Below are 25251 nucleotides of genomic sequence, written 5' to 3'. Positions count from 1 at the left end.
GGAAACGTATCCCGCCATCGGCCCCCCACACGTTCTTCACAGGCCCTCACGCGGGCCCCTCGGATCCCCTGCGGAACCGTGTTCCGGAGCCGTCGGGGATCGCACACCTCAGATCTGGCCGAACGCCTGCTCGATGACGTCGAGCGCCTCGTTCAGCAGGTCCTCGCCGATCACCAGCGGCGGGAGGAAGCGCAGCACATTGCCGTACGTGCCGCAGGTGAGGACCAGTACGCCCTCCGCGTGGCAGGCCTTGGCGAGCTTCGCGGCGGCCTCCGGGTTCGGGTCCTTCGTGCCGGACTTCACCAGCTCGATCGCGATCATCGCGCCGCGGCCGCGGATGTCACCGATGAGGTCGCCGTTGCCCAGCTTCGACTGCATCTCGGCCAGCCGGCCCTTCATGACCTCCTCGATGCGCTTCGCCTTCCCGTTCAGGTCCAGCTCGCGCATCGTCTCGATCGCGCCGAGCGCACCCGCGCAGGCGACCGGGTTGCCCCCGTAGGTGCCGCCGAGGCCGCCGGAGTGGGCGGAGTCCATGATCTCGGCGCGGCCGGTCACGGCGGAGAGCGGGAGACCGCCCGCGATGCCCTTGGCGGTGGTGATCAGGTCCGGGACGATGCCCTCGTCCTCGCAGGCGAACCACTGGCCGGTGCGGCAGAAGCCGGACTGGATCTCGTCGGCGACGAAGACGATGCCGTTGTCCTTGGCGAACTGGGCGATCGCCGGGAGGAAGCCCTTGGCCGGCTCGATGAAGCCGCCCTCACCGAGCACCGGCTCGATGATGATCGCGGCGACGTTCTCCGCGCCGATCTGCTTGTTGATCTGGTCGATGGCCTGGGCGGACGCCTCGGCACCGGCGTTCTCCGCACCGGTCGGCCAGCGGTAGCCGTACGCCACCGGCACCCGGTAGACCTCGGGCGCGAACGGACCGAAGCCCTGCTTGTACGGCATGTTCTTGGCGGTCAGCGCCATCGTGAGGTTGGTGCGGCCGTGGTAGCCGTGGTCGAAGACGACGACCGCGGTGCGCTTGGTGTGGATGCGGGCGATCTTCACCGCGTTCTCGACGGCCTCGGCGCCCGAGTTGAACAGCGCGGACTTCTTGGCGTGGTCGCCCGGCGTCAGCTCGGCGAGCTGCTCGCAGACCTCGACGTACCCCTCGTACGGCGTGACCATGAAACAGGTGTGGGTGAAGTCGGCGAGCTGCGCGGAGGCGCGGCGCACGACGGCCTCGGCGGAGGCGCCGACCGACGTCACGGCGATGCCGGAGCCCAGGTCGATCAGCCGGTTGCCGTCCACGTCCTCGATGATCCCGCCACCGGCGCGGGCGGTGAACACCGGCAGGGTGGAGCCCACACCTGCGGCCACCGTCTCCAGACGGCGGGCCTGCAGCTCCACCGACTTCGGGCCGGGAATGGCAGTGACGACGCGGCGCTCCTGCGGGATTGCGGTCATGAGGGGCTCCTGTGGGGGTGTTTCGGACGCTTCTTCGTGCAGGCTATGGGCGGGGCCCCGGGTCCGGCATGTTCCGTTCGGGAGTAGTGCCCGCGCGCCGTTGTCCGCCGCGGACATAGCGAGGGGGTACGGGCCCCGGGGAAGGGGCGAAGACATCCCGCGGACGGCGTCCGGCCGAGTGGTACGGGGCACTAGATTGTGGCTCCGGGCGCCCACGCCCGGAGTAACCGGTAGGCGCTGGTCAGGGGACGAGGGACAGCACATGGACACCGAGGGCACACACGACTCGCGCGACACCCGCTCCGGGCGTCCGGTGCCGCGTCCGGCCGGCCCTCCCCCTCCCAAACTGCCGCCGAGACCGGCGCACGCCCCGGCCGCGGGCCCCTCGCTGGGCGACTGGCTGCGCACCCCGCGCGCCGCGGCCGAGCCCGGCCTGTGGCGGTTCGGACACACGCCCCGGCCCGAGGCCGACCCCGACCGGGTGGCCGACCGGGCGCTGATCGGCGGCGCGGTCGTGGCGCTGCTCGCCGCCATGCTGGTCTGGTCGCTGTGGCGCAACGGATACGTGCCGCACAGCCGGATCCTCCTCGAAGTGGTCACCCCCTCCGACTGGTGGGGGCTCGAACGCCCCGCGGCGGCCCTGACCGCCCTCGCCGTCTACAACAGCCTGGTCGCCGCCCTGGTGCTCTGGGGCTTCGGACGGCTGGGCAACTGGCGCGAGGTGTTCCACCGGTACGCCGCCGACCACCCCCAGCCGCGCCGGGCCCTGGGCACCGCGCTGACCGGGGCCCTCCTGGTCTGGTGCTTCGTGAACGCCGACGAACTGCTGCCCTTCGACGACCTGGCCCTCGGCCTGACCCCGTACTCCTGGCTGTACGGCGGCACGGCCGTGGAGACCCGGGACCACGTGGAGACCTTCAAGAACGTCTACCACCTGGTCGGCGCCGCCGCGATCCTCCTGCCGATCGCCCGCGCCGGCGGCTGGTTCACCTTCGTACGGGAGCCGCGCGGCCGGGCCGGGAGCGCGCCGGAACCGCCGAAGGCCCCCGGCGCGGACCCCGCCGACTGGCCGCAGCTGCGCGCGGCGGGCCGGGACGCGGCCGCCGACCGGCTGGTGGCGGACGAGCGGGCCGGGCGGATGAACGACGTCGACTGCGTACGCATCCGGCGCGCCTGGCGCTCCGTGGAGGCCGACTCCTCGCGCATCGGCCCGTTCACCGAAGCGGTGCTCGGCCAGGGCGCACGGGCCTGCCCGCACCCGTCGGGCGACCGGGACCTCCCGGCCCGTGCCGCCACCCACGACCTGCTCACCTCGCAGGTGCGGCTCGGCCGGTACACCGACTCCGAGCGCAACCCGGTGGCCCGGCGGGGCGCGGGGGCCGCCGTCGACCCGGCGTCGCTGGGCTCCTCGCTGCTGGCCGTCGGGCCCTTCGGCTCGGGCAAGACCAGGCACCTGGTGCGGCCCGTCGTGGAGTCGCTCGCCCTCCAGGCCCTCGCCGGGAAGGCCGTGGTCGTGGCCGTCTGCGCGGCGGGCACCCCGCTCGGGGCCGACGAGGGCTACGACGTGGTGATCCGGCCGGGCGACCCGTCCTGCGCCCACGACCTCGACCTGTACAGCGGGACCGACGACGCCGACGAGGCCGCCGCCCTGCTCGCCGAGGCGCTCGCCGGGGACCTGGCCGAGATCGACGCACGGCGGGCCACGACCGCGCTCGCCCAGTTGCTCGGCCCGTACCGGGCGGTCCACGGCCGCTTCCCGTCCGTCCCCGTGCTGCGCGAACTGCTCGACGGCGCCCCCGACGCCCTCGCCGCGCTCCGGGCCCTGCTCGACGGCGAGGAACACCGCTCCTACCTCCGCGAACTCGACGCCAGGGCACGGCAGGCAGGCGCTCCCGGCGACCCGGGAGTCCTGCTGGCCGACCGGCTCGCCGCCCTGGACCGGCCCGCCTTCGCCGGGTTCTTCGACACCACCGGCACGAGCCGGCCCTTCGCGGTGCGCACCCTCGAACACCCGCTGCGGGTCCGCATCGACCTGCCCGAACGCGCCCACCCCGAGGCCGCGCGCCTGATCGCCCGGTTGGTGCTCGCCCAGTTCACCGCCGGAGCCGCCGCCCGCGCGGACCGCTCGCTCTTCGCCTTCCTCGCCCTGGACGACGCCACGCACACCGTCACCACGGAGTCCGTGCGGGCCGTGCAGCGACTGCGGAACTGCAACGCCGGGGTCCTGCTCGCCCTGCGCGGGCTGGACGACGTCCCGGAGGCCCTGCACACCGCGCTGCTCGGCTCGGTCGGCTGCCACATGACGTTCTCCGGCGTCACGACCTGGGACGGGCGGCTCTTCGCCCAGGCGTGGGGCACCGAATGGGTGGAGACCACCGAGGTCGCCAAGCACACCGTCTTCGCCGACCAGCCGCTCACCCGGGCCGTGCACGCCCTGCGCAAACTCGTCACCGGCAAGGCGGTCACCACCGACGCGGTGACCGTGCGCCAGGTCGAGCGGGAACGCTGGTCGGCCTCGGAGCTGGCCCACCGGGTGCCGGCCGGACACGCGGTCCTCTCCCTGACGACCGTCCGGGGCGAGCACGCGCCGCCGCTGCTCGTGGATCTGAACGGCTGAGCGGCGCGGGGGACCGGAAGGGCCGAGCGGCGCGGGTACGGCCCGCGCCCTTGGTCGTGGTCATGCCGGACCAGGCCAGCCTGGCAGAATTGGCAGCAGCCGTTCATACGGGACGGCGAAAACCGACTCCCCGAGGTCCAGCGGTCCCCATGCCCCTCACTCTCGCCTCGCTCGTCCAGCGTTCGGCGCTCAGGCTCACCGTGCGCGCGGGCGCGGACCGGCTCGACGCGCCCGTGCGCTGGGCGCACGCCAGCGAGCTGGCCGACCCCGTTCCGTACATGGAGGGCGGCGAATTCCTGCTCGTCACCGCCACCAACCTCGACGCCGAGGACCCCGAGGCGATGCGGCGGTACGTGCGACGGCTGGCCGGGGCCGGAGTCGTCGGCCTGGGCTTCGCCGTCGGCGTGCACTACGACGAGCTGCCGCAGGCGCTGATCGACGCGGCCGAGGAAGCGGGGCTGCCGCTCCTCGAAGTGCCCCGCCGCACCCCCTTCATCGCGATCGCCAAGGCCGTCTCCTCGGCGATCGCCGAGGACCAGTACCGGGCCGTCACGGCCGGGTTCGAGGTCCAGCGGGAACTGACCAGGGCCGCGCTCTCCGGCGACGGCCCCGGTGAGCTCCTCTCCCGGCTCGCCGCCCACCTCGACGGCTGGGCCGCGCTCTACGACGCGGCCGGCCAGGTCGTCGTCGCCGCCCCCGAGTGGGCCGCCCGCCGCGCCGCCCGGCTCACCCCCGACGTGGAGCGGCTGCGGGACCGCCCGGCCCCGGCCAGCGTCGTCGTCGGCGACACCGACGACCGGGTCGAGCTCCAGTCCCTGGGCACCGGCCGCCGGGTCAGGGGAGCGCTGGCCGTCGGCACCGGCGCGGCACTCGGCACCGCCGAGCGGTACGCCGTGCACTCCGCCGTCGCCCTGCTGACCCTGACCACGGCACGCTCCCGGTCCCTCCAGGGCGCCGAGCAGCGCCTCGGCGCGGCGGTGCTGCGCATGCTGCTGGCCGGCCAGCCGGACCACGCCAGGGCCGTCGCCGGAGACCTGTACGGAGGGCTGCTCGACGCCCCGTTCCGGCTGCTCATCGCGGAGGCGTCCGAACCCGCCACCCCCGCCGCGCTCGGCGAGGCCATGGAGGCGGCGGCCCTGCGGACCGGCGAGACCCTGCTGAGCGTCCCCGAGGGCGACCGGCTCGTCGTCCTCGCCGCGGACGGCGGCGCGGCGGTCGCCGCCTGCGCGGCCTACGCACAGGCCCAGGAGGCGCGGACGCCCGCCGAAGGGACGAAGACCGAGGAGGGCCAGGTGGTCGTGGGGCTCTCCGCCCCGGCGGGCCCGATCGCCGTCTCCGCCGCGTACAAGCAGGCCGAACAGGCCCTGTCGGTGGCCCGCCGCCGGGGCAGGGCGCTGGTCGAGCACGAGGAGCTGGCGGCCGGTTCGGTGCTCCCGCTGCTCGCGGACGACGCGGTACGGGCCTTCGCCGACGGAATGCTGCGCGCCCTGCACGAGCACGACGCCAAGGGCCGCGGCGACCTCGTGGCCTCGCTGCGGGCCTGGCTCGCCCACCACGGGCAGTGGGACGCGGCCGCGGCGGACCTGGGCGTGCACCGCCACACCCTGCGGTACCGGATGCGCCGGGTGGAGGAGATCCTGGGCCGCTCGCTGGACGATCCGGACGTCCGGATGGAGCTGTGGCTGGCCCTGAAGGCGACGAGCGCTCCGCCGCCGCCGGAGCCGTAGGGCCGGGCGGACCGTCGCAACGGCTCCGCCGTCGCCGGAGCCGTAGGGCCGGGCGGACCATCGCGACGGCTCCGCCGTCGCCGAAGCCGTGGGGACGGTCCGCCCGAACGCCCCCGGGGCCGGGCCGCAGGCCCGCTCTGCGGCCCGTGCTCCTTGGCCCGTGCTCCTTGGCCCGTGGCCCGTGCCCTTCGGTCCGTGACCTGTGCCCTTCGGCCTGTGCTCCTTGACCCTTTCCTTCGGCTCGTGGCCCCGGCTCGTGCCCCCCGGTCCGTAGCCTGTGCCCTGTGTCCTTCGGTCCGTGCTCCGTGGGCCCGTGGCCCGTGCCCTTCGGCCCGCGTCCCCGATCCGCGGCCTCCGCCCCAGATCCGCCCCGGCGTGTCCGCCTCTCCCGGCCGCATCCGACAAAGCGGAGCGTCCCCGTCGCGCACTGCTCCACCCCGGACAAACGCCAGGGCGGCCGCGCGGCCCTACGGTGGGGGCAGGAAACCCCCACCGCTCCGAAGGGCCGGAACCTCCATGACTTCCACCCACGCCTTCTGGCTCGCCGGCCGCCAGGCCACCGGCGAGGACAGCTTCGACGTCACCAACCCCTGGGACGGCCGTCTCGTCGGCACCGTCAGCGTGCCGACCGACGCCCAGATCGAGGAGGCCGTCGCGGCCGCGCACGCCGTGCGCGAGGAGTTCGCCGCGACCCCGGCGCACGTCCGGGTCGCCGCACTCGACCACGTCGTACGGCGTCTGGTGGAGCGCACCGAGGAGATCGCCCAGCTGATCTCCGCCGAGAACGGCAAGCCCATCAAGTGGGCCCGCGGCGAGGTCGGCCGCGCCGTCTCCGTCTTCCGGTTCGCCGCGGAGGAGGCCCGCCGCTTCAACGGCGGCGACGCCCAGCGCCTGGACACCGACGCCGGCGGCACCGGCCGCCTCGGCCTGACCCGGCGCTTCCCGCGCGGCGCGGTCCTCGGCATCGCGCCGTTCAACTTCCCGCTGAACCTGAGCGCCCACAAGGTCGCCCCGGCCATCGCCGTCGGCGCCCCGATCATCCTGAAGCCCGCCCCGGCCACCCCGATCTCCTCGCTGATCCTGGGCGAGCTGCTGGCCGAGACCGACCTGCCGGCCGGCTCGTGGTCCGTGCTGACGGTCCCCAACGACCGGATGCCCGCCCTGGTCCAGGACGAGCGCCTGCCCGTGATCTCCTTCACCGGCTCCGGCCCGGTCGGCTACTCGATCATGGAGTCGGTGCCGCGCAAGCACTGCACCCTGGAGCTCGGCGGCAACGGCGCGGCGGTCGTCCTCGGCGACTACGCCTCCGACCAGGACCTGGACTGGGCCGCGACCCGCATCGCGACCTTCTCCAACTACCAGGGCGGCCAGTCCTGCATCTCCGTGCAGCGGGTCATCGCGGACGCCTCGGTCTACGACCGGCTGCTCCCGAAGATCGTCGCGGCCGTCGAGGCCCAGGTCACCGGCGACCCGTCGGACCCCACCACCGACGTCGGCCCGCTGGTCGACGAGAACGCCGCCAAGCGCGTCGAGTCCTGGGTGGACGAGGCCGTGCAGGCCGGCGCCCAGCTCCTCACCGGCGGCAAGCGGGACGGCGCCACCTACGCGCCGACCGTCCTCGCGGAGCTTCCGGACGGCGTCACCCTCTCCTGCGAGGAGGTCTTCGGACCGGTGCTGTCCGTGCAGAAGGTGGACGGCGAGGCCGAGGCGTTCGCGGTCGTCAACTCCTCCAAGTACGGCCTCCAGGCAGGCGTGTTCACGCACGACCTGCAGACCGCCTTCCGCGCCCACCGCGCCCTTGAGGTCGGCGGCGTGATCATCGGCGACGTCCCCTCCTACCGTGCGGACCAGATGCCGTACGGCGGCGCCAAGCAGTCCGGCGTCGGCCGCGAGGGCGTCCGCTACGCCATGGACGACTACACCTACGAGCGCGTGCTGGTCCTCACCGGCCTCGCCCTGTAGTCCGCGAGCAGGATCGATCCGATCCACCGGCGTCGCCCGTGTTCCGCCTGGACAGCATGACGGCGGGCGACAACGGAATGGCCTGAACCCACTGTGCGGGGGTTCAGGCCATTTCCGTCCTTCCGACCTTCCGCCGGACCGCCACACGGACGGGTCAGTGGAGTGGCCGCCGACCCGATCGGCGTCCGGGCGATGGTGGGCGTGCCGGGAATCGGGTACATACGGACGAGTAGAGCCGGTTGGTACCGATGGGCGCGGCCCACGCGGACCAGCCGCGTCCCCCACCCACGAACGCGGCGAGGTGAGCTCCTCATGTCCGCACCATCCGCACCGAAGAACACGCCCCGGGTCACCGAGCGCGAAGCGCGCCAGGTGGCCGAGGCCGCGCGCGAACAGGACTGGCACAAGCCGAGCTTCGCCAAGGAACTCTTCCTCGGGCGCTTCCGGCTCGACCTGATCCATCCGCATCCGCTGCCGCCCGCCGACGACGTCCGGCGCGGCGAGGCGTTCCTCGCCCGGCTCCGCGAGTTCTGCGAGACGCGGATCGACGGCGCCCTGATCGAGCGCGAGGCGAGGATCCCCGACGAAGTGATCCGCGGCCTCAAGGAGCTCGGCGCCCTCGGGATGAAGATCGACCCCAAGTACGGCGGCCTCGGCCTGACCCAGGTCTACTACAACAAGGCCCTCTCGCTGGTCGGCTCCGTGAGCCCGGCCATCGGTGCGCTGCTCTCCGCCCACCAGTCCATCGGGGTGCCGCAGCCGCTGAAGCTCTTCGGCAGCCAGGAGCAGAAGGACACCTTCCTGCCCCGGCTGGCCCGTACCGACATCTCGGCGTTCCTGCTCACCGAACCGGACGTGGGCTCCGACCCGGCCCGGCTCGCCACCTCCGCGGTCCCGGACGGCCCGGACTACGTCCTCGACGGGGTGAAGCTCTGGACGACCAACGGCGTCGTCGCCGACCTGCTCGTCGTGATGGCCCGGGTGCCGAGGTCGGAGGGCCACAAGGGCGGCATCACGGCCTTCGTCGTCGAGGCGGACTCCCCGGGCATCACCGTCGAGCACCGCAACGCCTTCATGGGCCTGCGCGGCCTGGAGAACGGCGTCACCCGCTTCCACCGGGTGCGGGTCCCGGCCGCGAACCGCATCGGCCCCGAGGGCGCCGGGCTCAAGATCGCCCTCACCACGCTCAACACCGGACGCCTCTCGCTGCCCGCCATGTGCGTCGGCGCCGGGAAGTGGTGCCTGAAGATCGCCCGCGAGTGGTCCGCGGCCCGTGAGCAGTGGGGCAGGCCGGTCGCCCGGCACGAGGCCGTCGGCGCCAAGATCTCCTTCATCGCCGCGACCACCTTCGCCCTCGAAGCGGTGGTCGACCTCTCCTCGCAGATGGCGGACGAGAGCCGCAACGACATCCGCATCGAGGCCGCCCTAGCCAAGCTGTACGGCTCCGAGATGGGCTGTCTGATGGCCGATGAACTCGTCCAGATCCGGGGCGGACGCGGCTTCGAGACCGCCGAGTCGCTCGCCGCCCGCGGCGAGCGGGCCGTCGCCGCCGAACAGCTCCTGCGCGATCTGCGGATCAACCGGATCTTCGAGGGCTCGACCGAGATCATGCACCTGATGATCGCCCGGGAGGCCGTCGACGCCCATCTGAAGGTCGCGGGCGACATCATCGACCCCGACAAACCCCTCTCCGCCAAGGCCAAGGCAGGTGCCAACGCGGCCGGTTTCTACGCCCGCTGGCTGCCCCGGCTCGTCACCGGACCGGGCCAGCTCCCGCGCACCTACGCCGAGTTCCACCCGCCCGGCCACCCCGATCTCTCCGCCCATCTGCGCTATGTCGAGCGGTCCTCGCGCAGGCTCGCGCGCTCCACCTTCTACGCCATGTCCCGCTGGCAGGGCCGGATGGAGACCAAGCAGGGCTTCCTGGGACGGATCGTCGACATCGGCGCGGAACTCTTCGCGATGAGCGCCGCCTGTGTCCGCGCCGAGCTGCTGCGCTCCTCGGACGAGCACGGACGCGAGGCGTACCGGCTCGCCGACGTGTTCTGCCACCAGTCCCGGATCCGCGTCGAGGAGCTCTTCACCCGTCTGTGGTCCAACACCGACGACCTGGACCGGCGTCTGGTCGACGGCATCCTGTCCGGCGCGTACGGCTGGCTGGAGGAGGGCGTCATCGACCCGAGCGGCGACGGGCCGTGGATCGCCGACGCCACCCCGGGGCCGTCCGCCCGGGAGAACGTCCACCGGACCATCGGCTGAACCGCCGGCCACCGGGCGGGGCACGTCCACCCACGGACGCGCCCCGCCCCCGCCTCCGGCCGGGCTCCGGTCCACCCCGTGCACGGGACGCGCTGTCCGCGCACACAGGCGATGCGGCAACAATGGGGGGCATGAGCGACAGCCCTGCCCCCCTCGCCGACCCGCACCTCGTCTTCGACGCAGCGGAAGGCCGCCGGGATCTCGTCATCCTCGGCTCCACCGGATCCATCGGCACCCAGGCCATCGACCTGGTGCTGCGCAACCCCGACCGCTTCCGCGTCACGGCGCTCTCCGCCGCGGGCGGACGGGTCGCCCTCCTCGCCGAGCAGGCACACCGCCTGCGGGTGCGCACCGTGGCCGTCGCCGCACCGGACGCCGTACCGGCCCTGCGCGAGGCGCTGCGCGAGCAGTACGGGACGGGCGAGCCGCTCCCCGAGATCCTGGCAGGGCCCGAGGCCGCCGCGCAGCTGGCGGCGAGCGACTGCCACACCGTGCTCAACGGGATCACCGGCTCGATCGGACTCGCCCCGACGCTCGCCGCGCTGGAAGCCGGCCGTACGCTCGCGCTGGCCAACAAGGAGTCGCTGATCGTCGGCGGCCCGCTGGTCAAGGCGCTGGCGAAGCCCGGCCAGATCATCCCGGTCGACTCCGAACACGCCGCGCTCTTCCAGGCGCTGGGCGCCGGCACCCGCGCCGATGTGCGCAAGCTGGTCGTCACCGCCTCCGGCGGCCCCTTCCGGGGACGGACCAGGAGCGAGCTGGCGGACGTCACCCGCGAGCAGGCCCTCGCCCACCCGACCTGGGCCATGGGACCGGTCATCACGATCAACTCCGCCACCCTGGTCAACAAGGGGCTGGAGGTCATCGAGGCCCATCTCCTCTACGACATCCCGTTCGACCGCATCGAGGTCGTCGTCCACCCCCAGTCGTACGTCCACTCCATGGTGGAGTTCACCGACGGCTCCACCCTCGCCCAGGCCACGCCCCCGGACATGCGGGGACCGATCGCCATCGGCATCGGCTGGCCCGCCCGGGTCCCGGACGCCGCCCCCGCCTTCGACTGGTCGAGGGCCTCCAGCTGGGAGTTCTTCCCCCTCGACGACGAGGCCTTCCCGTCCGTGGGCCTGGCCAGGCACGTCGGCACGCTCGGTGCCACCGCCCCGGCCGTCTTCAACGCCGCCAACGAGGAATGTGTCGACGCATTCCTCGCCGGACGGCTGCCGTTCAACGGAATCATGGATACGGTCACGGCGGTGGTGGCCGAACACGGCACCCCCGCCACGGGAACTTCGCTCACGGTCGCAGACGTCCTGGAAGCGGAGACCTGGGCACGCACCCGGGCCCGTGAACTCTCGGCGAAAGCGACAGCGGAGGCGCGCGCATGAGTATTACGACGGTCCTGTTGACGATTCTGGGCATCGTCGTCTTCGTCATCGGTCTGCTGTTCTCGATCGCCTGGCACGAGCTCGGGCACCTGTCGACGGCCAAGCTCTTCGGCATCCGCGTCCCCCAGTACATGGTCGGGTTCGGGCCGACGGTCTGGTCGCGGAAGAAGGGCGACACCGAGTACGGGATCAAGGCCATCCCGGCCGGCGGCTACATCCGCATGATCGGCATGTTCCCCCCGGGCGAGGACGGCCGCGTGGAGGCGCGGTCCACCTCCCCGTGGCGCGGCATGATCGAGGACGCCAGGTCCGCCGCCTTCGAAGAGCTCGAACCGGGTGACGACAAGCGCCTCTTCTACACGCGCAAGCCGTGGAAGCGCGTCATCGTGATGTTCGCCGGACCGTTCATGAACCTGGTCCTCGCCGTCGCGATCTTCATCGGTGTGGCGATGACCTTCGGCTTCCAGACCCAGACCACCGAGGTCGCCGGTGTCCAGAAGTGCGTGATCGACCAGAGCCAGAACCGCGACACGTGCAAGAAGTCCGACCCGGTCTCGCCCGCGACGGAGGCCGGGCTCAAGAAGGGCGACCGGATCGTCGCCTTCGACGGCCAGAAGGTCGACGACTGGGACACGCTCTCCGAGAAGATCCGCGACACCATCGGCCCCGCCACCCTCACCATCCAGCGCGACGGCCAGGAGAAGACCCTCCACGCCGTGCTCCAGAAGAACTCGGTGGCGAAGAAGGACTCCAAGGGCGAGGTCGTGCCCGGCAAGTTCGTGGACGCCGGCTATCTCGGCTTCGCCGCCCGGACGGAGATCGTCCCGCTCTCCTTCGGTGACTCGGTCGTCCGCATGGGAGACATGGTCGAGAACGGCGTCGACTCGATCATCGCCCTCCCGTCCAAGATCCCGGGCCTGTGGGACGCCGCCTTCGGCGACGGCGAGCGCGCGGCCGACTCCCCGGTCGGAGTCGTCGGCGCGGCCAGGATCGGCGGCGAGGTGATGACGCTGGACGTACCGGCGCAGAACCAGATCGCGATGATGCTGTTCCTGCTGGCGGGCTTCAACCTCTCGCTGTTCCTCTTCAACATGCTGCCCCTGCTGCCGCTCGACGGCGGGCACATCGCCGGAGCGCTCTGGGAAGCCCTGCGCCGCAATGTCGCCCGGGTCTTCAAGCGCCCCGACCCGGGCCCCTTCGACGTGGCCAAGCTGATGCCCGTCGCCTATGTCGTCGCCGGAGTCTTCATCTGCTTCACCCTGCTGGTGCTCGTCGCCGACATCGTGAATCCGGTCAAGATCTCCTGACCCACCAGCCATCCCGTGCACCACGGGTGACGGCCCGGCACACAGTGTGTGTCCGGGCCGTCGCATTTGTGCGGCGGTCCCGGACGGGGTGTGCTCCGGTCCGCCGCGGGTGCCGTAACCTCGAAGGCCGGAGCCCGCCGATCTCGGGACCTTGATCCACACCTTGGGGATGCTCAGCGCATGACTGCGATTTCTCTCGGAATTCCGTCCGTTCCGACCAAGCTCGCCGACCGGAGGGTCAGCCGCAAGATCCAGGTCGGGTCGGTTGCGGTGGGCGGGGACGCGCCGGTGTCGGTGCAGTCGATGACGACGACGCGTACGTCGGACATCGGTGCGACGTTGCAGCAGATCGCGGAGCTGACGGCGTCGGGCTGCCAGATCGTGCGGGTGGCGTGTCCGACGCAGGACGACGCGGACGCGTTGGCGGTGATCGCGAGGAAGTCGCAGATCCCGGTGATCGCGGATATTCATTTCCAGCCGAAGTACGTGTTCGCGGCGATCGACGCGGGTTGTGCGGCGGTGCGGGTGAATCCGGGGAACATCAAGCAGTTCGACGACAAGGTGAAGGAGATCGCGCGGGCGGCGGGGGAGGCGGGGACGCCGATCCGGATCGGTGTGAACGCGGGTTCGCTGGATGCGCGGTTGCTGGCGAAGTACGGGAAGGCGACGCCGGAGGCGTTGGTGGAGTCGGCGTTGTGGGAGGCGTCGCTCTTCGAGGAGCACGGTTTCCGGGACATCAAGATCTCGGTGAAGCACAACGATCCGGTGGTGATGGTGAATGCGTACCGTCAGCTGGCGGCGCGTTGTGACTATCCGTTGCATCTGGGGGTGACGGAGGCGGGTCCGGCGTTCCAGGGGACGATCAAGTCGGCGGTGGCGTTCGGTGCGCTGTTGTCGGAGGGGATCGGGGACACGATCCGGGTGTCGTTGTCGGCGCCGCCGGCCGAGGAGGTCAAGGTCGGGATCCAGATCCTGGAGTCGTTGAATCTGAGGCAGCGGCGGCTGGAGATCGTGTCGTGTCCGTCGTGCGGGCGTGCGCAGGTGGATGTGTACAAGCTGGCGGATCAGGTGTCGGCGGGTCTGGAGGGCATGGAGGTGCCGTTGCGGGTGGCCGTGATGGGCTGTGTCGTCAACGGTCCGGGTGAGGCGCGCGAGGCGGACCTGGGTGTGGCGTCCGGCAATGGCAAGGGGCAGATCTTCGTGAAGGGCGAGGTCATCAAGACGGTGCCCGAGTCGAAGATCGTGGAGACGCTGATCGAGGAAGCCCTGAAGATCGCCGAGCAGATGGAGAAGGACGGCATCGCCTCCGGCGAGCCCGAGGTCTCCGTCGGCTGAACCACGGCACCGGCCGGAACCCATGACCCGCACCACCGCGCCCCGTCGGACGGACACCGTCCGGCGGGGCGCGGTCGTGAGCGACCTCACGGCCCGCCCCGGCCCCTGTTCCCCGGCACGGGCGGCACGGACGATCCGCTTCGGTTACAGTGCGGAAATCAGCAGACCGTATGGTGAGGCCCCCTCGTGTTGACGCAGACCACCACCCGGGTCCTCGAACCCAGCGACCTCGGTGCCGCCCTCGCCGTCCTGGAGAGCGAGCCCGTCGCCAACGCCTTCGTGACCTCCCGGGTCCGGATCGCGGGGCTCGACCCCTGGCGCCTCGGCGGCGAGATGTGGGGCTGGTACGCCGACGGCCGGCTCCGCTCGCTCTGCTACTCGGGCGCCAACCTCGTCCCCATCTGCGCCACCCCCGAGGCCGTCCGCGCCTTCGCCGACCGGGCACGCCGGGCCGGCCGCCGCTGCTCCTCCATCGTCGGCCCCGCCGAACCCACCGCCCAGCTGTGGCGGCTCCTCGAACCCGGCTGGGGCCCCGCCCGCGAAGTCCGCGCCAACCAGCCGCTGATGGTCACCGAGAGCCCGTCCGCCGATGTGACCCCCGACCCCCTGGTCCGCCGGATCCGCAAGGACGAGATGGACGTCCTGATGCCGGCCTGCGTGGCGATGTTCACCGAGGAGGTCGGCATCTCCCCGCTCGCGGGCGACGGCGGACTCCTCTACCAGGCACGCGTCGCCGAGCTCATCGGAGCCGGCCGCTCCTTCGCCCGGATCGAGAACGGCAAGGTCCTCTTCAAGGCGGAGATCGGCGCCGCGACCTCGCAGGCCTGCCAGATCCAGGGCGTCTGGGTCGCCCCCGAACACCGCGGCCGCGGACTCTCCGAAGCGGGCATGGCCGCGGTCCTGCGCTACGCGCTGGCCGATGTCGCCCCCGTCGTCAGCCTCTATGTGAACGACTACAACACCCCCGCGCGCCGGGCCTACGCCCGGGTCGGCTTCCGGGAGACCGGCGCGTTCATGAGCGTGCTGTTCTGACCGCCGGGCGGCAGCGCCACCCAGCCGTATCCCACGCACCGCCCCGGCCAGTAGGGTCGGCGCATGGCAGCACTTTCCGGGGGCGGCCCCCCTGTCCCCAGCGTCCGGATCGGGCCGATCGACCTCGCCGCGCGCGTCGACGAGGCGCTCGCCGTGCAGGCCGTCGCCTTCGGGCTGGGCCCCGAGGAGATCGAGGTACGGCGCCATATCGTCCTCAGACACCTCGACCACCCCTGCGCCCGCGCCCTCGGCGCCACCACCGCCGACGAGCGGCTGGTCGGCTTCGTCTACGGCATGCCGAACGAACGCGGCCAGTGGTGGTCCACCGTCGTCGAGCCCTATCTCCGCGCCACCGGCAGCGTCCACTGGCTCGACGACTCCTTCGTCATCACCGAGTTGCACGTCCTGCCGCTGTTCCAGAACCGGGGCATCGGACGCACGCTGATCACCACCATCACCGACGCCGTGGACCAGCCCCGGTCCATCCTCTCCGCCATCGACACCGACAGCCCGGCACGTGGCCTGTACCGCAGTCTCGGCTACCAGGACCTGGCCCGGCAGGTGCTCTTTCCCAGCGCTCCCATGCCGTACGCGGTCATGGGAGCCCCGCTCCCACTGCGCCGCAGGGGCCGGGACTCGGAAACAACGGATTTCCGCCCACCCGCACCGCCCGGCTAACCTCCTGCACATCACCCTTCCGAGCAGGAGTTCACCATGGCCCAGGTCCAGCGCATGTCCCGATTGATGATCAAGACACTGCGCGACGACCCGGCCGACGCCGAGACGCTCAACCACAAGCTGCTCGTCCGGGCCGGTTACGTACGTCGCACCGCGGCCGGAATCTGGACCTGGCTGCCGCTCGGCAAGAAGGTCCTGGAGAACATCACCCGCGTCGTCCGCGAGGAGATGGACGCCATCGGCGGCCAGGAGGTCCTGCTCCCCGCGCTCCTGCCCAAGGAGGCGTACGAGGCGAGCGGCCGGTACGAGGAGTACGGCGACCTGCTGTTCCGGCTCAAGGACCGCAAGGGCGCCGACTACCTCCTCGGCCCCACCCACGAGGAGATCTTCACCCAGGTCGTCAAGGACATGTGCTCGTCCTACAAGGACCTGCCCGTGATCCTCTACCAGATCCAGACCAAGTACCGCGACGAGGCCCGTCCCCGGGCCGGTGTGCTGCGCGGCCGCGAGTTCCAGATGAAGGACTCGTACTCCTTCGACACCACCGACGAGGGTCTCGCCGAGGCGTACCGGCTCCACCGCGGCGCCTACATCCGGATCTTCGAGCGGCTCGGCCTCGACCACCGCATCGTCTCCGCCGTCTCCGGCGCCATGGGCGGCTCCGCCTCCGAGGAGTTCCTGGCCCCCGCGCCCGCCGGCGAGGACACCTTCGTCGACTGCCCGAACTGCGACTACGCCGCCAACACCGAGGCCGTGACCTTCAAGGCCACCCCCGCCGACGGCTCGGCGCACGGCCCCGTCGAGGAGCTGGACACCCCCGACACCCCGACCATCGAGACCCTCGCCGCGCACCTCGGCGTCCCGGCCTCCGCGACCCTGAAGAACCTGCTGGTCAAGGTCGACGGCGAGATCGTGGCCGTGGGCGTGCCGGGCGACCGCGAGGTCGACCTCGGCAAGCTCGGCGAGCACCTGGCCCCGGCCGTCGTCGAGCTCGTCACCGCCGAGGACTTCGTGGGCCGCCCCGACCTGGTACGCGGCTACGTCGGCCCCCAGGGCCTGGAGAAGGTCCGCTACATCGCCGACCCGCGCGTCGCCCCCGGCACCGCCTGGATCACCGGCGCCAACAAGGACGGCAAGCACGCGAAGAACGTCGTCGCGGGCCGCGACTTCGAGGTGGACGACTACCTCGACGTCGTCGTCGTCGAGGCGGGCGACCCCTGCCCCGAGTGCGGCACCGGCCTCCAGGTGGACCGCGCCATCGAGATCGGCCACATCTTCCAGCTCGGCCGCAAGTACGCCGACATCTTCTCCCTCGACGTCCTCGGCCAGCAGGGCAAGCCCGTCCGCGTCACGATGGGCTCGTACGGCATCGGCGTCTCCCGCGCGGTGGCCGCCCTCGCCGAGCAGACCGCCGACGAGAAGGGGCTCTGCTGGCCCCGCGAGATCGCCCCGGCCGACGTGCACGTGGTCGCCGCGGGCAAGGCGCTCCAGACGGAGCTGGCGCTCGACGTCTCCGAGAAGCTGAACGCCGCGGGCCTGCGCGTCCTGGTCGACGACCGTCCCGGTGTCTCGCCCGGCGTCAAGTTCACCGACTCCGAGCTCATCGGCGTCCCGAAGATCCTGGTCGCCGGCCGCCGCTCGGCCGAGGGCGTCCTGGAGCTGAAGGACCGCCGCACCGGCGAGCGCGAGGAGCTGACGGTCGACGAGGCGATCGCCCGCCTCACCGCCTGACACCGGAGAAAGCCGCAGGCCCCCGCGCACCGCGCGGGGGCCTGCGGCCCGTCACACGTCACACGTCCCAGGGCGCGGGCCGAAAACGCCGCACGCACCGGACACCGCCGGACCTGCGCTTCGGGCGGCCGACTCCGCTTTCGTCAGGCGCCCCGGGCCCTGTCTTCGAACTGCCGTCCGCCGCCCGACGCCCGGCACGCACGCTCGCCGTGCCGTCGGAGATCCAGTACGGAGACGGTCCTCCGCCCGGCGATCGCACGCACCGGACGGCCGCAGTTCGAAGAGGCGCCCTACAGCCAGCTCGCGAACTCCAGCGTCAGCTCGCCCTCCTGGCGGCGGCCGCCCGCCATCGCCCGGGTCCCCGACTCCACCGCGCGGAAGAGCGTCCAGCCGTGCAGCCGCTCCCGGTCCACATCGAGCGAGTCGGCGAGCTTCTTGATCCTCCGGCGCGCGGTCATCGCCCCGCCCGGCGAGGCGATCAGGTCCTCGACGCGGTCGCGCACCAGCCGCGCCAGATCGTAGGCACGCTCACCGACCAGCGGCTCGGGACCGACCGTCAGCCACGGCACCCGCTCGCCCGCCAGCACCTTGCTCTGGCGGAAGTTGCCGTGCAACAGCAGCAGCTCGGGGGAGTGGGCGACCAGCTCCTCGCGGGCCGCCAGCGCCGCGGAGACCAGCGGCTCCAGTTCCGGATCGGCCGCCGCACCGGCGAGCATCGGCGCGACACGGCGCCCGGTCCGCTCCTCGACCGTCTCGAAACCGTGCCCGGCCGGCGGCTCGACCCACAGCCTGCGTACCGTCCCGGCCGCTTCGAGCAGCGCCTTCGCCTCCGGCAGCGAGCGCAGCGACACCTCCGGGTGCAGCCGTTCCAGCAGCAGCGTGCCCGGTCCGGAGGCGAGGAGCCGCGCCGCGCCCCAGCCGTTCCAGTGCGCCAGTGCCGCCCGCTCCAGCTCCGGAGCGGCCTCGGACGGGGCGATCTTCAGCGCGGCCGGGGTGCCGTCGGCGCAGGTCACCAGCAGGACCAGACTGCTGCGGCCCCCCGGGGCGGCCACCCGCTCCACGGCCGGTTCCCGCCCGGTGGCGGACAGCGCTTCCCCGGTCAGTGCGGGAAGCCGCGCGAGCCAGTCGGCGGCGGCCTGATCCCCGTACGACTCGCCCAGCGCCCGCACCAGACGCTGCGGCGGTTCGAAACCCATACGTGTTTTGTTCCCTTTCAGAGCTTCTTCAGTGCGCCGGACCGGACCCGTTCGTCATATCGGCCCCGCCCTTCGCGGCGGAGCCGGCGTTCGTGGCCGGCCCCGTACTCGCGCCCGCGGAGCCGGCGCTCCGCTCGGCGAGCCCGGGAAAGGCTACGCCGCTGCCCCGCCAGCGGACCGCGCGCACCGCGGCCTCCCGCAGGGCGTCGGCCGCCTCCCGCCTGAGCGAGCCCTCGGCGGCCCGGACGAGATCGGAGTACACGCCCGCGACCCGGTCCTCCAGCAGGGCCGCCAGCCGCACCGCCGCGGCCGGGTCCGGCACCGCGAACGGCAGGGCGTACGCGGCCTGCGACGCCACCGGCTCACCGCCCAGCCCGCGCACGGTCCGCACCAGCGCGTCGCGCCGGGCCCGGTGCGCGTGGTGGGCCGCCGTGGCCTCGGCCCGGCGGCCCTCGGCGACCCGGCCGCCGACCACCCCGTACCCGTACACCGCCGCGTGCTCGGCGGCCAGGGCCGCCTGCGCGGCCTTCCGTGTCCCGGTGCTCATGACGAGGTCTCCTTGGCCAGCTCGGTCAGCAGATAGGCGTGGGCCGCGTCGGCCGCCGCGATCGACGCCAGCAGCCGGGCCAGCTCCGGCGGGGCCTCCACGAGGGCCGCCAGACGCGCGTCCGCGGCACGGCGCTCCGCGGTGGCCAGCTCCCGGACGGCGGCCCGTGCACCGGTCGCGGACGACCGGGGGAGGGCGGTCGGCTGCCCGGCGGAGGGCGTCAGCGCCTCGGCGTGGGCGCGCACGGCGTCCCGCAGCGGCGCCAGCCCGGCGGCGGTCGCCGGATGGGCCCTGGCCACGCGTTCGTACCCGCCGAGCAGTTCCAGGCTGGTGCGCGCGGCGGCCGCCCGGATCCTCCTGTCCGCCCGTGCCGCGGCGGCCTGTTCGGCGGCGGTCGCCGTCCCGGACCGGCCGGAGCCCTCCCCGCCACCGGACCCGTCACCGCAGCCGGCGAGCACCGCCCCGAGGGCGACCGCCCCCGTCGCGGTGAACACACCTCTGCGCGTCGTCCCCGTGCGCCGCACCTGTTCTCCTTCGGGCTTGGCCCTGTCTTGACTGGATCTGTCCTGAAGTGATCACCGCAGGCGAGCGTACCCGCGGCCGCGAAGGAGGCGGACGGCAACACCCCCCGGGACCGGATACCCTTTGACCTGACACGCGACGATCCCCACAACAGCACACGCGGCCGAGGAGTCACCCGGATGAGCACCACCCAGAGCGAGAGGCTGCGCGGGCTGCTCGAACCGCTCGTCAGCGCCGAACAGCTGGATCTCGAAGAGATCGAGGTGTCCCGGGCCGGCCGCCGCCGCGTGCTGCGGATCATCGTGGACTCCGAGGAAGGCGTGGAGCTGGACGCCTGCGCCGAGCTGAGCCGCGCGATCTCCGAGAAGCTCGACGAGACCGATGCGATGGGCGAGGACGAGTACGTCCTCGAAGTCAGCTCCCCCGGTGCCGACCGTCCGCTGACGGAGCACCGCCACTACGTACGCGCCACGGGCCGCCTGGCCAAGCTGCACCTGCGCGAGGGCGGCGAGCTGGTGGCCCGCATCCTCGCCGTGGACGAAGAGGGGCTCGACCTCGAAGTGCCGGGCGTCAAGGGCCGCAGGCCCACGTCCCGCCGGGTCGCCTTCGACGAGATCGCCAAGGCGCGCGTGGAGATCGAATTCAGCCGCAAGGACAAGAAGGAAGAGGAGGCGTAGCCGTGGACATCGACGTGAAGCTCTTGAAGGGCTTGGCACAGGACAAGGAGATCCCCTTCGACGTGCTCGTCGAGGCGATCGAGTCGGCCCTCCTCATCGCCTACCACCGTACCGACGGAAGCCACCGCCGCGCGCGGGTCGAGCTCGACGAGCGCGGGCACGTGACGGTGTGGGCGAAGGAGGACCCGGCCGACCTCGAAGAGGGCCAGGAGCCCAAGGAGTTCGACGACACCCCCTCCGGCTTCGGCCGGATCGCCGCGACCACCGCCAAGCAGGTCATCCTGCAGCGGCTGCGCGACGCCGAGGATGACAGGACGTTCGGCGAGTACGCCGGCCACGAGGGCGATGTCGTCACCGGCGTCGTCCAGCAGGGCAAGGACCCGAAGAACGTCCTGGTCGACATCGGCAAGCTGGAAGCGATCCTGCCGGTGCAGGAGCAGGTGCCGGGCGAGGAGTACACCCACGGCCTGCGGCTGCGTACCTACGTCGTACGCGTCGCCAAGGGTGTGCGCGGGCCGTCCGTGACGCTGTCGCGCACCCACCCCAACCTGGTGAAGAAGCTCTTCGCGCTGGAGGTGCCGGAGATCGCCGACGGTTCCGTCGAGATCTGCGCCATCGCCCGCGAGGCCGGTCACCGCACCAAGATCGCGGTCCGTTCCACCCGCTCCGGGCTGAACGCCAAGGGCGCCTGCATCGGCCCGATGGGCGGCCGGGTGCGCAACGTCATGGCCGAGCTGCACGGCGAGAAGATCGACATCGTGGACTGGTCGGACGACCCCGCGGAGATGGTCGCCAACGCGCTGTCGCCCGCACGGGTGAGCGAGGTCGAGGTCGTCGACCTCGGTGCCCGCTCCGCCCGGGTCACCGTGCCGGACTACCAGCTGTCGCTGGCGATCGGCAAGGAAGGGCAGAATGCCCGCCTCGCCGCCCGTCTCACCGGCTGGCGCATCGACATCCGCCCGGACACCGAGACCGACGCCGAGCGCGACGTGGCGGACCGGGAGCGGGCCGAGCGCGCCCGCGAGCGTTCCGAGCGCCGCTGACCGGTCGGCAGGGAATACATCTCAGGGGTATGCCGCTGAGATCACGACAACATCCGTTCGATTTTTGCCCCAAAGGGGTGAGGTCGGTGCGGGGAGGTAGACTTAAACGTGTCTGGCCGGACGCACGCCCGCGCTTGCCCTGAGCGAACCTGTGTGGGATGCCGGGAGCGGGCGGCCAAGAGCGAGCTGCTGCGCATCGTGGTGGACGGGGACGCCTGCGTTCCCGATCCTCGCGGTACGCTGCCCGGCCGGGGTGCCTATGTACACCCCGTCTCCGTCTGTCTGGACCTGGCGGTTCGCCGCCGGGCCTTCCCCCGGGCCTTCAAGGCCAAGGGGCCGTTCGACCCCGCAGCGGTGCTGCGGTTCGTCGAGCGGGTGACACCGTAAGAAATGAACGGCACGGGACCCCGTGCGGTCAGGTACCTCGCGAGTTGGAAGTAGGTCGAGATTGCGATGAGCACTCGATGAGTACGCGATGAGTACGCCCATGAAGTAGCGACGGTCCGGCGGTAACCCGGACCTAAAAGGAGCGAAGTGGCTAAGGTCCGGGTATACGAACTCGCCAAGGAGTTCGGCGTCGAGAGCAAGGTCGTCATGGCCAAGCTCCAAGAACTCGGTGAATTCGTCCGTTCGGCGTCCTCGACGATCGAGGCGCCGGTTGTACGCAAGTTGACTGACGCACTGCAGGGGCCCGGCGGCAACGCCGGCAAGTCCGCTGCAAAGCCTGGCGCGCCCCGCAAGGCGACGCCCGCGAAGCCCGCGGCGCCCTCCCCGGCCGCCGCGGCACGTCCCGCTGCCCCGAAGCCCGGCGCCCCGGCCCCCAAGCCGGCCCCCGCCGCCCCGGCGAGCAGCACCCCCGCAGCGCCTTCCGCACCGGCTGCCGGCCCGCGTCCGGGCCCCAAGCCCGCGCCGAAGCCCGCTCCGGTCACCCCGGTGCCCGCCGCCGAGTTCTCGGCCCCGGCTCCGGCCCAGCAGGCTGCCCCGCAGCAGCAGGCCCCGCGTCCCGCGGGTGCCACCCCCGGCCCCCGCCCCGCCCGTCCGGCCCCGGCCGGCGGTCAGCGTGACGGTGGCCAGCGTGGCGGCGAGCGTGGCGGCGACCGCCCCGCGCGTCCCGCAGGCCAGGGCGCACCGCGCCCCGGCGCCCGTCCGGCGGGTCCCCGTCCGGGCAACAACCCCTTCACCTCCGGTGGCTCGACGGGCATGGCCCGTCCGCAGGCGCCCCGTCCCGGCGGCGCCCCGCGTCCCGGCGGCGGCCAGGACCGTCCGGGCGCCCCGCGTCCGCAGGGCGGCCCCGGTGGCGCTCCGCGGCCCCAGGGTCAGGGCGGCGCCCGTCCGACCCCGGGCGGCATGCCCCGTCCGCAGGCTCCCCGTCCGGGCGGTGCCCCGGGCGGTAACCGTCCGAACCCGGGCATGATGCCGCAGCGTCCCGCTGCCGGCCCGCGTCCCGGTGGTGGCCCCGGCGGTGGCCGTGGTCCCGGTGGCGGCGGTCGTCCCGGCGGTGGCGGCGCGGGCCGTCCCGGCGGCGGTGGCTTCGCGGGCCGTCCGGCCGGTCCCGGTGGCGGCGGCGGCGGTTTCGCCGGTCGTCCCGGTGGCGGCGGCGGTGGCGGTGCGGGTCGTCCCGGCGGTGGCGGCGGCTTCGGCGGTCGTCCCGGCTTCGGTGGACGTCCCGGCGGCCCCGGTGGCCGTGGTGGCACACAGGGCGCGTTCGGCCGTCCCGGCGGTCCCGCGCGTCGTGGCCGCAAGTCGAAGCGGCAGAGGCGCCAGGAGTACGAGGCCATGCAGGCCCCGTCGGTGGGCGGCGTCATGCTGCCCCGCGGCAACGGACAGTCCGTCCGTCTGTCGCGCGGTGCCTCCCTCACCGACTTCGCGGAGAAGATCAACGCCAACCCGGCGTCGCTCGTCGCCGTGATGATGAACCTCGGCGAGATGGTCACGGCGACGCAGTCCGTCTCCGACGACACCCTCAAGCTGCTCGCGGACGAGATGAACTACGTCCTGGAGATCGTCAGCCCCGAGGAGGAGGACCGCGAGCTGCTGGAGTCCTTCGACATCGAGTTCGGCGAGGACGAGGGCGGCGAAGAGGCGCTCATCCCGCGTCCGCCGGTCGTCACCGTCATGGGTCACGTCGACCACGGCAAGACCCGACTGCTGGACGCGATCCGCAAGACGAACGTCGTCGCGGGCGAGGCCGGCGGCATCACCCAGCACATCGGTGCCTACCAGGTCTCCTCCGAGGTCAACGGCGAGGACCGGAAGATCACCTTCATCGACACCCCGGGTCACGAGGCGTTCACAGCCATGCGTGCCCGTGGTGCGAAGTCCACCGACATCGCGATCCTCGTGGTGGCGGCGAACGACGGTGTGATGCCCCAGACGATCGAGGCGCTGAACCACGCCAAGGCGGCCGACGTGCCGATCGTGGTCGCGGTCAACAAGATCGACGTCGAGGGCGCCGACCCGACCAAGGTGCGCGGTCAGCTCACCGAGTTCGGTCTGGTGGCCGAGGAGTACGGCGGCGACACGATGTTCGTCGACATCTCCGCCAAGCAGGGTCTGCACATCGACCAGCTGCTGGAGGCCGTGGTCCTGACCGCGGACGCCTCGCTCGACCTGCGGGCCAACCCGGAGCAGGACGCGCAGGGCATCGCGATCGAGTCCCACCTCGACCGCGGCCGCGGTGCCGTCTCGACGGTCCTGGTCCAGCGCGGCACGCTGCGCATCGGCGACACCATGGTGGTCGGCGACGCGTACGGCCGGGTCCGGGCGATGCTCGACGACAACGGCAACAACGTCGAGGAAGCGGGTCCGTCGACCCCCGTCCTCGTGCTCGGTCTCACCAACGTCCCGGGTGCCGGCGACAACTTCCTGGTGGTCGACGAGGACCGTACGGCCCGTCAGATCGCCGAGAAGCGTGCCGCCCGTGAGCGCAACGCCAACTTCGCCCGCAAGGGCGTCCGGTTCTCCCTGGAGAACCTGGACGAGGCGCTCAAGGCCGGTCTGGTCCAGGAGCTCAACCTCATCATCAAGGGCGACGCGTCCGGTTCGGTGGAGGCTCTCGAGTCCTCGCTGCTCCAGCTCGACGTCGGCGAAGAGGTCGACATCCGGGTCCTGCACCGCGGTGTGGGTGCGGTCACCGAGTCGGACATCGACCTGGCGACCGGCTCCGACGCCATCGTCATCGGCTTCAACGTCCGCGCTGCCGGGCGTGCCCAGCAGATGGCGGAGCGCGAGGGCGTCGACGTCCGCTACTACTCGGTGATCTACCAGGCCATCGAGGAGATCGAGGCGGCCCTCAAGGGCATGCTCAAGCCGGAGTACGAAGAGGTCGAGCTCGGTACGGCGGAGATCCGCGAGATCTTCCGCTCGTCCAAGCTGGGCAACATCGCCGGTGTGCTGGTCCGCTCCGGCGAGGTCAAGCGCAACACCAAGGCGCGCCTGCTGCGCGATGGCAAGGTCATCGCGGAGAACCTCAACATCTCCGGTCTGCGCCGCTTCAAGGACGACGTCACCGAGATCCGCGAAGGCTTCGAGGGCGGTATCAACCTCGGAAACTTCAACGACATCAAGATCGACGACGTCATCGCGACGTACGAGATGCGCGAGAAGCCGCGAGGCTGATCCACGGGGAATCCCGGGGGGAGACCCCCGGATCTCCCTGCACGGTCGGGGCCGGTCGACGGGTCGTATTTCCGTCGATCGGCCCCGGCCGTTCCGTGTACGGTTCTGGTGTCCCTGCCAAGCACTGGCGGGGCGCGAACCCGAACCGGCGGGACATCCGGACACA

Annotated in this window: 18 protein-coding genes; 14 read left to right on the top strand and 4 right to left on the bottom strand. The window is 72.3% G+C overall.

Annotation, left to right across the window (positions count from 1 at the left end; translation table 11 throughout):
• Positions 1-108 precede the first annotated feature (108 nt).
• Positions 109-1449 carry a 4-aminobutyrate--2-oxoglutarate transaminase gene (gene gabT / locus ACFVFH_RS25880; protein ID WP_383772839.1) on the bottom strand — a complete coding sequence of 447 codons (1341 nt, stop codon included), beginning with the start codon at positions 1447-1449 and terminating at the stop codon, positions 109-111.
• Positions 1450-1711: 262 nt separating this feature from the next.
• Here gabT and ACFVFH_RS25875 point away from each other — a divergent pair, with 262 nt between their 5' ends.
• The 10 genes from ACFVFH_RS25875 (at position 1712) to ACFVFH_RS25830 (ending at position 17482) form a co-directional block, all read left to right on the top strand.
• A complete protein-coding gene (locus ACFVFH_RS25875) occupies positions 1712-4066 on the top strand; it encodes an ATP/GTP-binding protein (protein WP_383772837.1) in 2355 nt (784 codons plus the stop codon).
• Between the two features lie 149 nt (positions 4067-4215).
• Complete coding sequence (locus ACFVFH_RS25870; protein WP_383772835.1) at positions 4216-5793, top strand: PucR family transcriptional regulator; 1578 nt, start codon at positions 4216-4218, stop codon at positions 5791-5793.
• A 516-nt stretch (positions 5794-6309) separates the two neighbouring features.
• A complete protein-coding gene (locus tag ACFVFH_RS25865; RefSeq protein WP_383772833.1) occupies positions 6310-7755 on the top strand; it encodes an aldehyde dehydrogenase family protein in 1446 nt (481 codons plus the stop codon).
• A 312-nt stretch (positions 7756-8067) separates the two neighbouring features.
• Complete coding sequence (locus ACFVFH_RS25860; RefSeq protein WP_383772831.1) at positions 8068-10014, top strand: acyl-CoA dehydrogenase family protein; 1947 nt, start codon at positions 8068-8070, stop codon at positions 10012-10014.
• A 131-nt stretch (positions 10015-10145) separates the two neighbouring features.
• Positions 10146-11399 (top strand): 1-deoxy-D-xylulose-5-phosphate reductoisomerase, encoded by a 1254-nt coding sequence (gene dxr, locus ACFVFH_RS25855; RefSeq protein WP_383772829.1) that lies wholly within the window; start codon positions 10146-10148, stop codon positions 11397-11399.
• Positions 11396-12706 (top strand): M50 family metallopeptidase, encoded by a 1311-nt coding sequence (locus ACFVFH_RS25850; RefSeq protein WP_383772827.1) that lies wholly within the window; start codon positions 11396-11398, stop codon positions 12704-12706. The genes dxr and ACFVFH_RS25850 overlap by 4 nt, the downstream gene beginning before the upstream one ends.
• A 180-nt stretch (positions 12707-12886) precedes the next feature.
• A complete protein-coding gene (gene ispG, locus ACFVFH_RS25845; protein WP_383772825.1) occupies positions 12887-14041 on the top strand; it encodes a flavodoxin-dependent (E)-4-hydroxy-3-methylbut-2-enyl-diphosphate synthase in 1155 nt (384 codons plus the stop codon).
• 186 nt (positions 14042-14227) lie between these two features.
• A complete protein-coding gene (locus tag ACFVFH_RS25840) occupies positions 14228-15073 on the top strand; it encodes a GNAT family N-acetyltransferase (RefSeq protein WP_383772823.1) in 846 nt (281 codons plus the stop codon).
• Between the two features lie 63 nt (positions 15074-15136).
• Positions 15137-15751 carry a GNAT family N-acetyltransferase gene (locus tag ACFVFH_RS25835; protein WP_383772821.1) on the top strand — a complete coding sequence of 205 codons (615 nt, stop codon included), beginning with the start codon at positions 15137-15139 and terminating at the stop codon, positions 15749-15751.
• 36 nt (positions 15752-15787) lie between these two features.
• Positions 15788-17482 (top strand): proline--tRNA ligase, encoded by a 1695-nt coding sequence (locus ACFVFH_RS25830; protein ID WP_383772819.1) that lies wholly within the window; start codon positions 15788-15790, stop codon positions 17480-17482.
• 290 nt (positions 17483-17772) lie between these two features.
• Here ACFVFH_RS25830 and ACFVFH_RS25825 read toward each other — a convergent pair whose 3' ends face one another.
• The 3 genes from ACFVFH_RS25825 to ACFVFH_RS25815 are packed head-to-tail and all read right to left on the bottom strand — an operon-like array spanning position 17773 to position 19749.
• Entirely contained in the window at positions 17773-18678 is a 906-nt protein-coding gene (locus ACFVFH_RS25825) for an aminoglycoside phosphotransferase family protein (protein WP_383772817.1), read from the bottom strand.
• A gap of 28 nt (positions 18679-18706) precedes the next feature.
• The gene (locus ACFVFH_RS25820) at positions 18707-19225 is read right to left on the bottom strand and encodes a ferritin-like domain-containing protein (RefSeq protein ID WP_383772815.1); all 519 of its coding nucleotides are present in this window, start codon (positions 19223-19225) and stop codon (positions 18707-18709) included.
• Complete coding sequence (locus ACFVFH_RS25815; RefSeq protein ID WP_383772813.1) at positions 19222-19749, bottom strand: hypothetical protein; 528 nt, start codon at positions 19747-19749, stop codon at positions 19222-19224. The genes ACFVFH_RS25820 and ACFVFH_RS25815 overlap by 4 nt, the downstream gene beginning before the upstream one ends.
• Before the next feature lie 177 nt (positions 19750-19926).
• Here ACFVFH_RS25815 and rimP point away from each other — a divergent pair, with 177 nt between their 5' ends.
• The 4 genes from rimP (at position 19927) to infB (ending at position 25085) form a co-directional block, all read left to right on the top strand.
• Complete coding sequence (gene rimP / locus ACFVFH_RS25810; RefSeq protein ID WP_383772811.1) at positions 19927-20424, top strand: ribosome maturation factor RimP; 498 nt, start codon at positions 19927-19929, stop codon at positions 20422-20424.
• A gap of 2 nt (positions 20425-20426) precedes the next feature.
• Complete coding sequence (nusA, locus tag ACFVFH_RS25805; protein ID WP_147971225.1) at positions 20427-21467, top strand: transcription termination factor NusA; 1041 nt, start codon at positions 20427-20429, stop codon at positions 21465-21467.
• A gap of 108 nt (positions 21468-21575) precedes the next feature.
• A complete protein-coding gene (locus tag ACFVFH_RS25800; protein WP_383772809.1) occupies positions 21576-21854 on the top strand; it encodes a YlxR family protein in 279 nt (92 codons plus the stop codon).
• A 147-nt stretch (positions 21855-22001) separates the two neighbouring features.
• The gene (infB, locus tag ACFVFH_RS25795; protein ID WP_383772807.1) at positions 22002-25085 is read left to right on the top strand and encodes a translation initiation factor IF-2; all 3084 of its coding nucleotides are present in this window, start codon (positions 22002-22004) and stop codon (positions 25083-25085) included.
• The last annotated feature ends 166 nt before the right edge of the window (positions 25086-25251 follow it).

The sequence above is a fragment of the Streptomyces sp. NPDC057697 genome, assembly GCF_042799335.1.
Taxonomy (GTDB): domain Bacteria; phylum Actinomycetota; class Actinomycetes; order Streptomycetales; family Streptomycetaceae; genus Streptomyces.
This window is presented reverse-complemented; position numbering and strand designations above follow the sequence as displayed.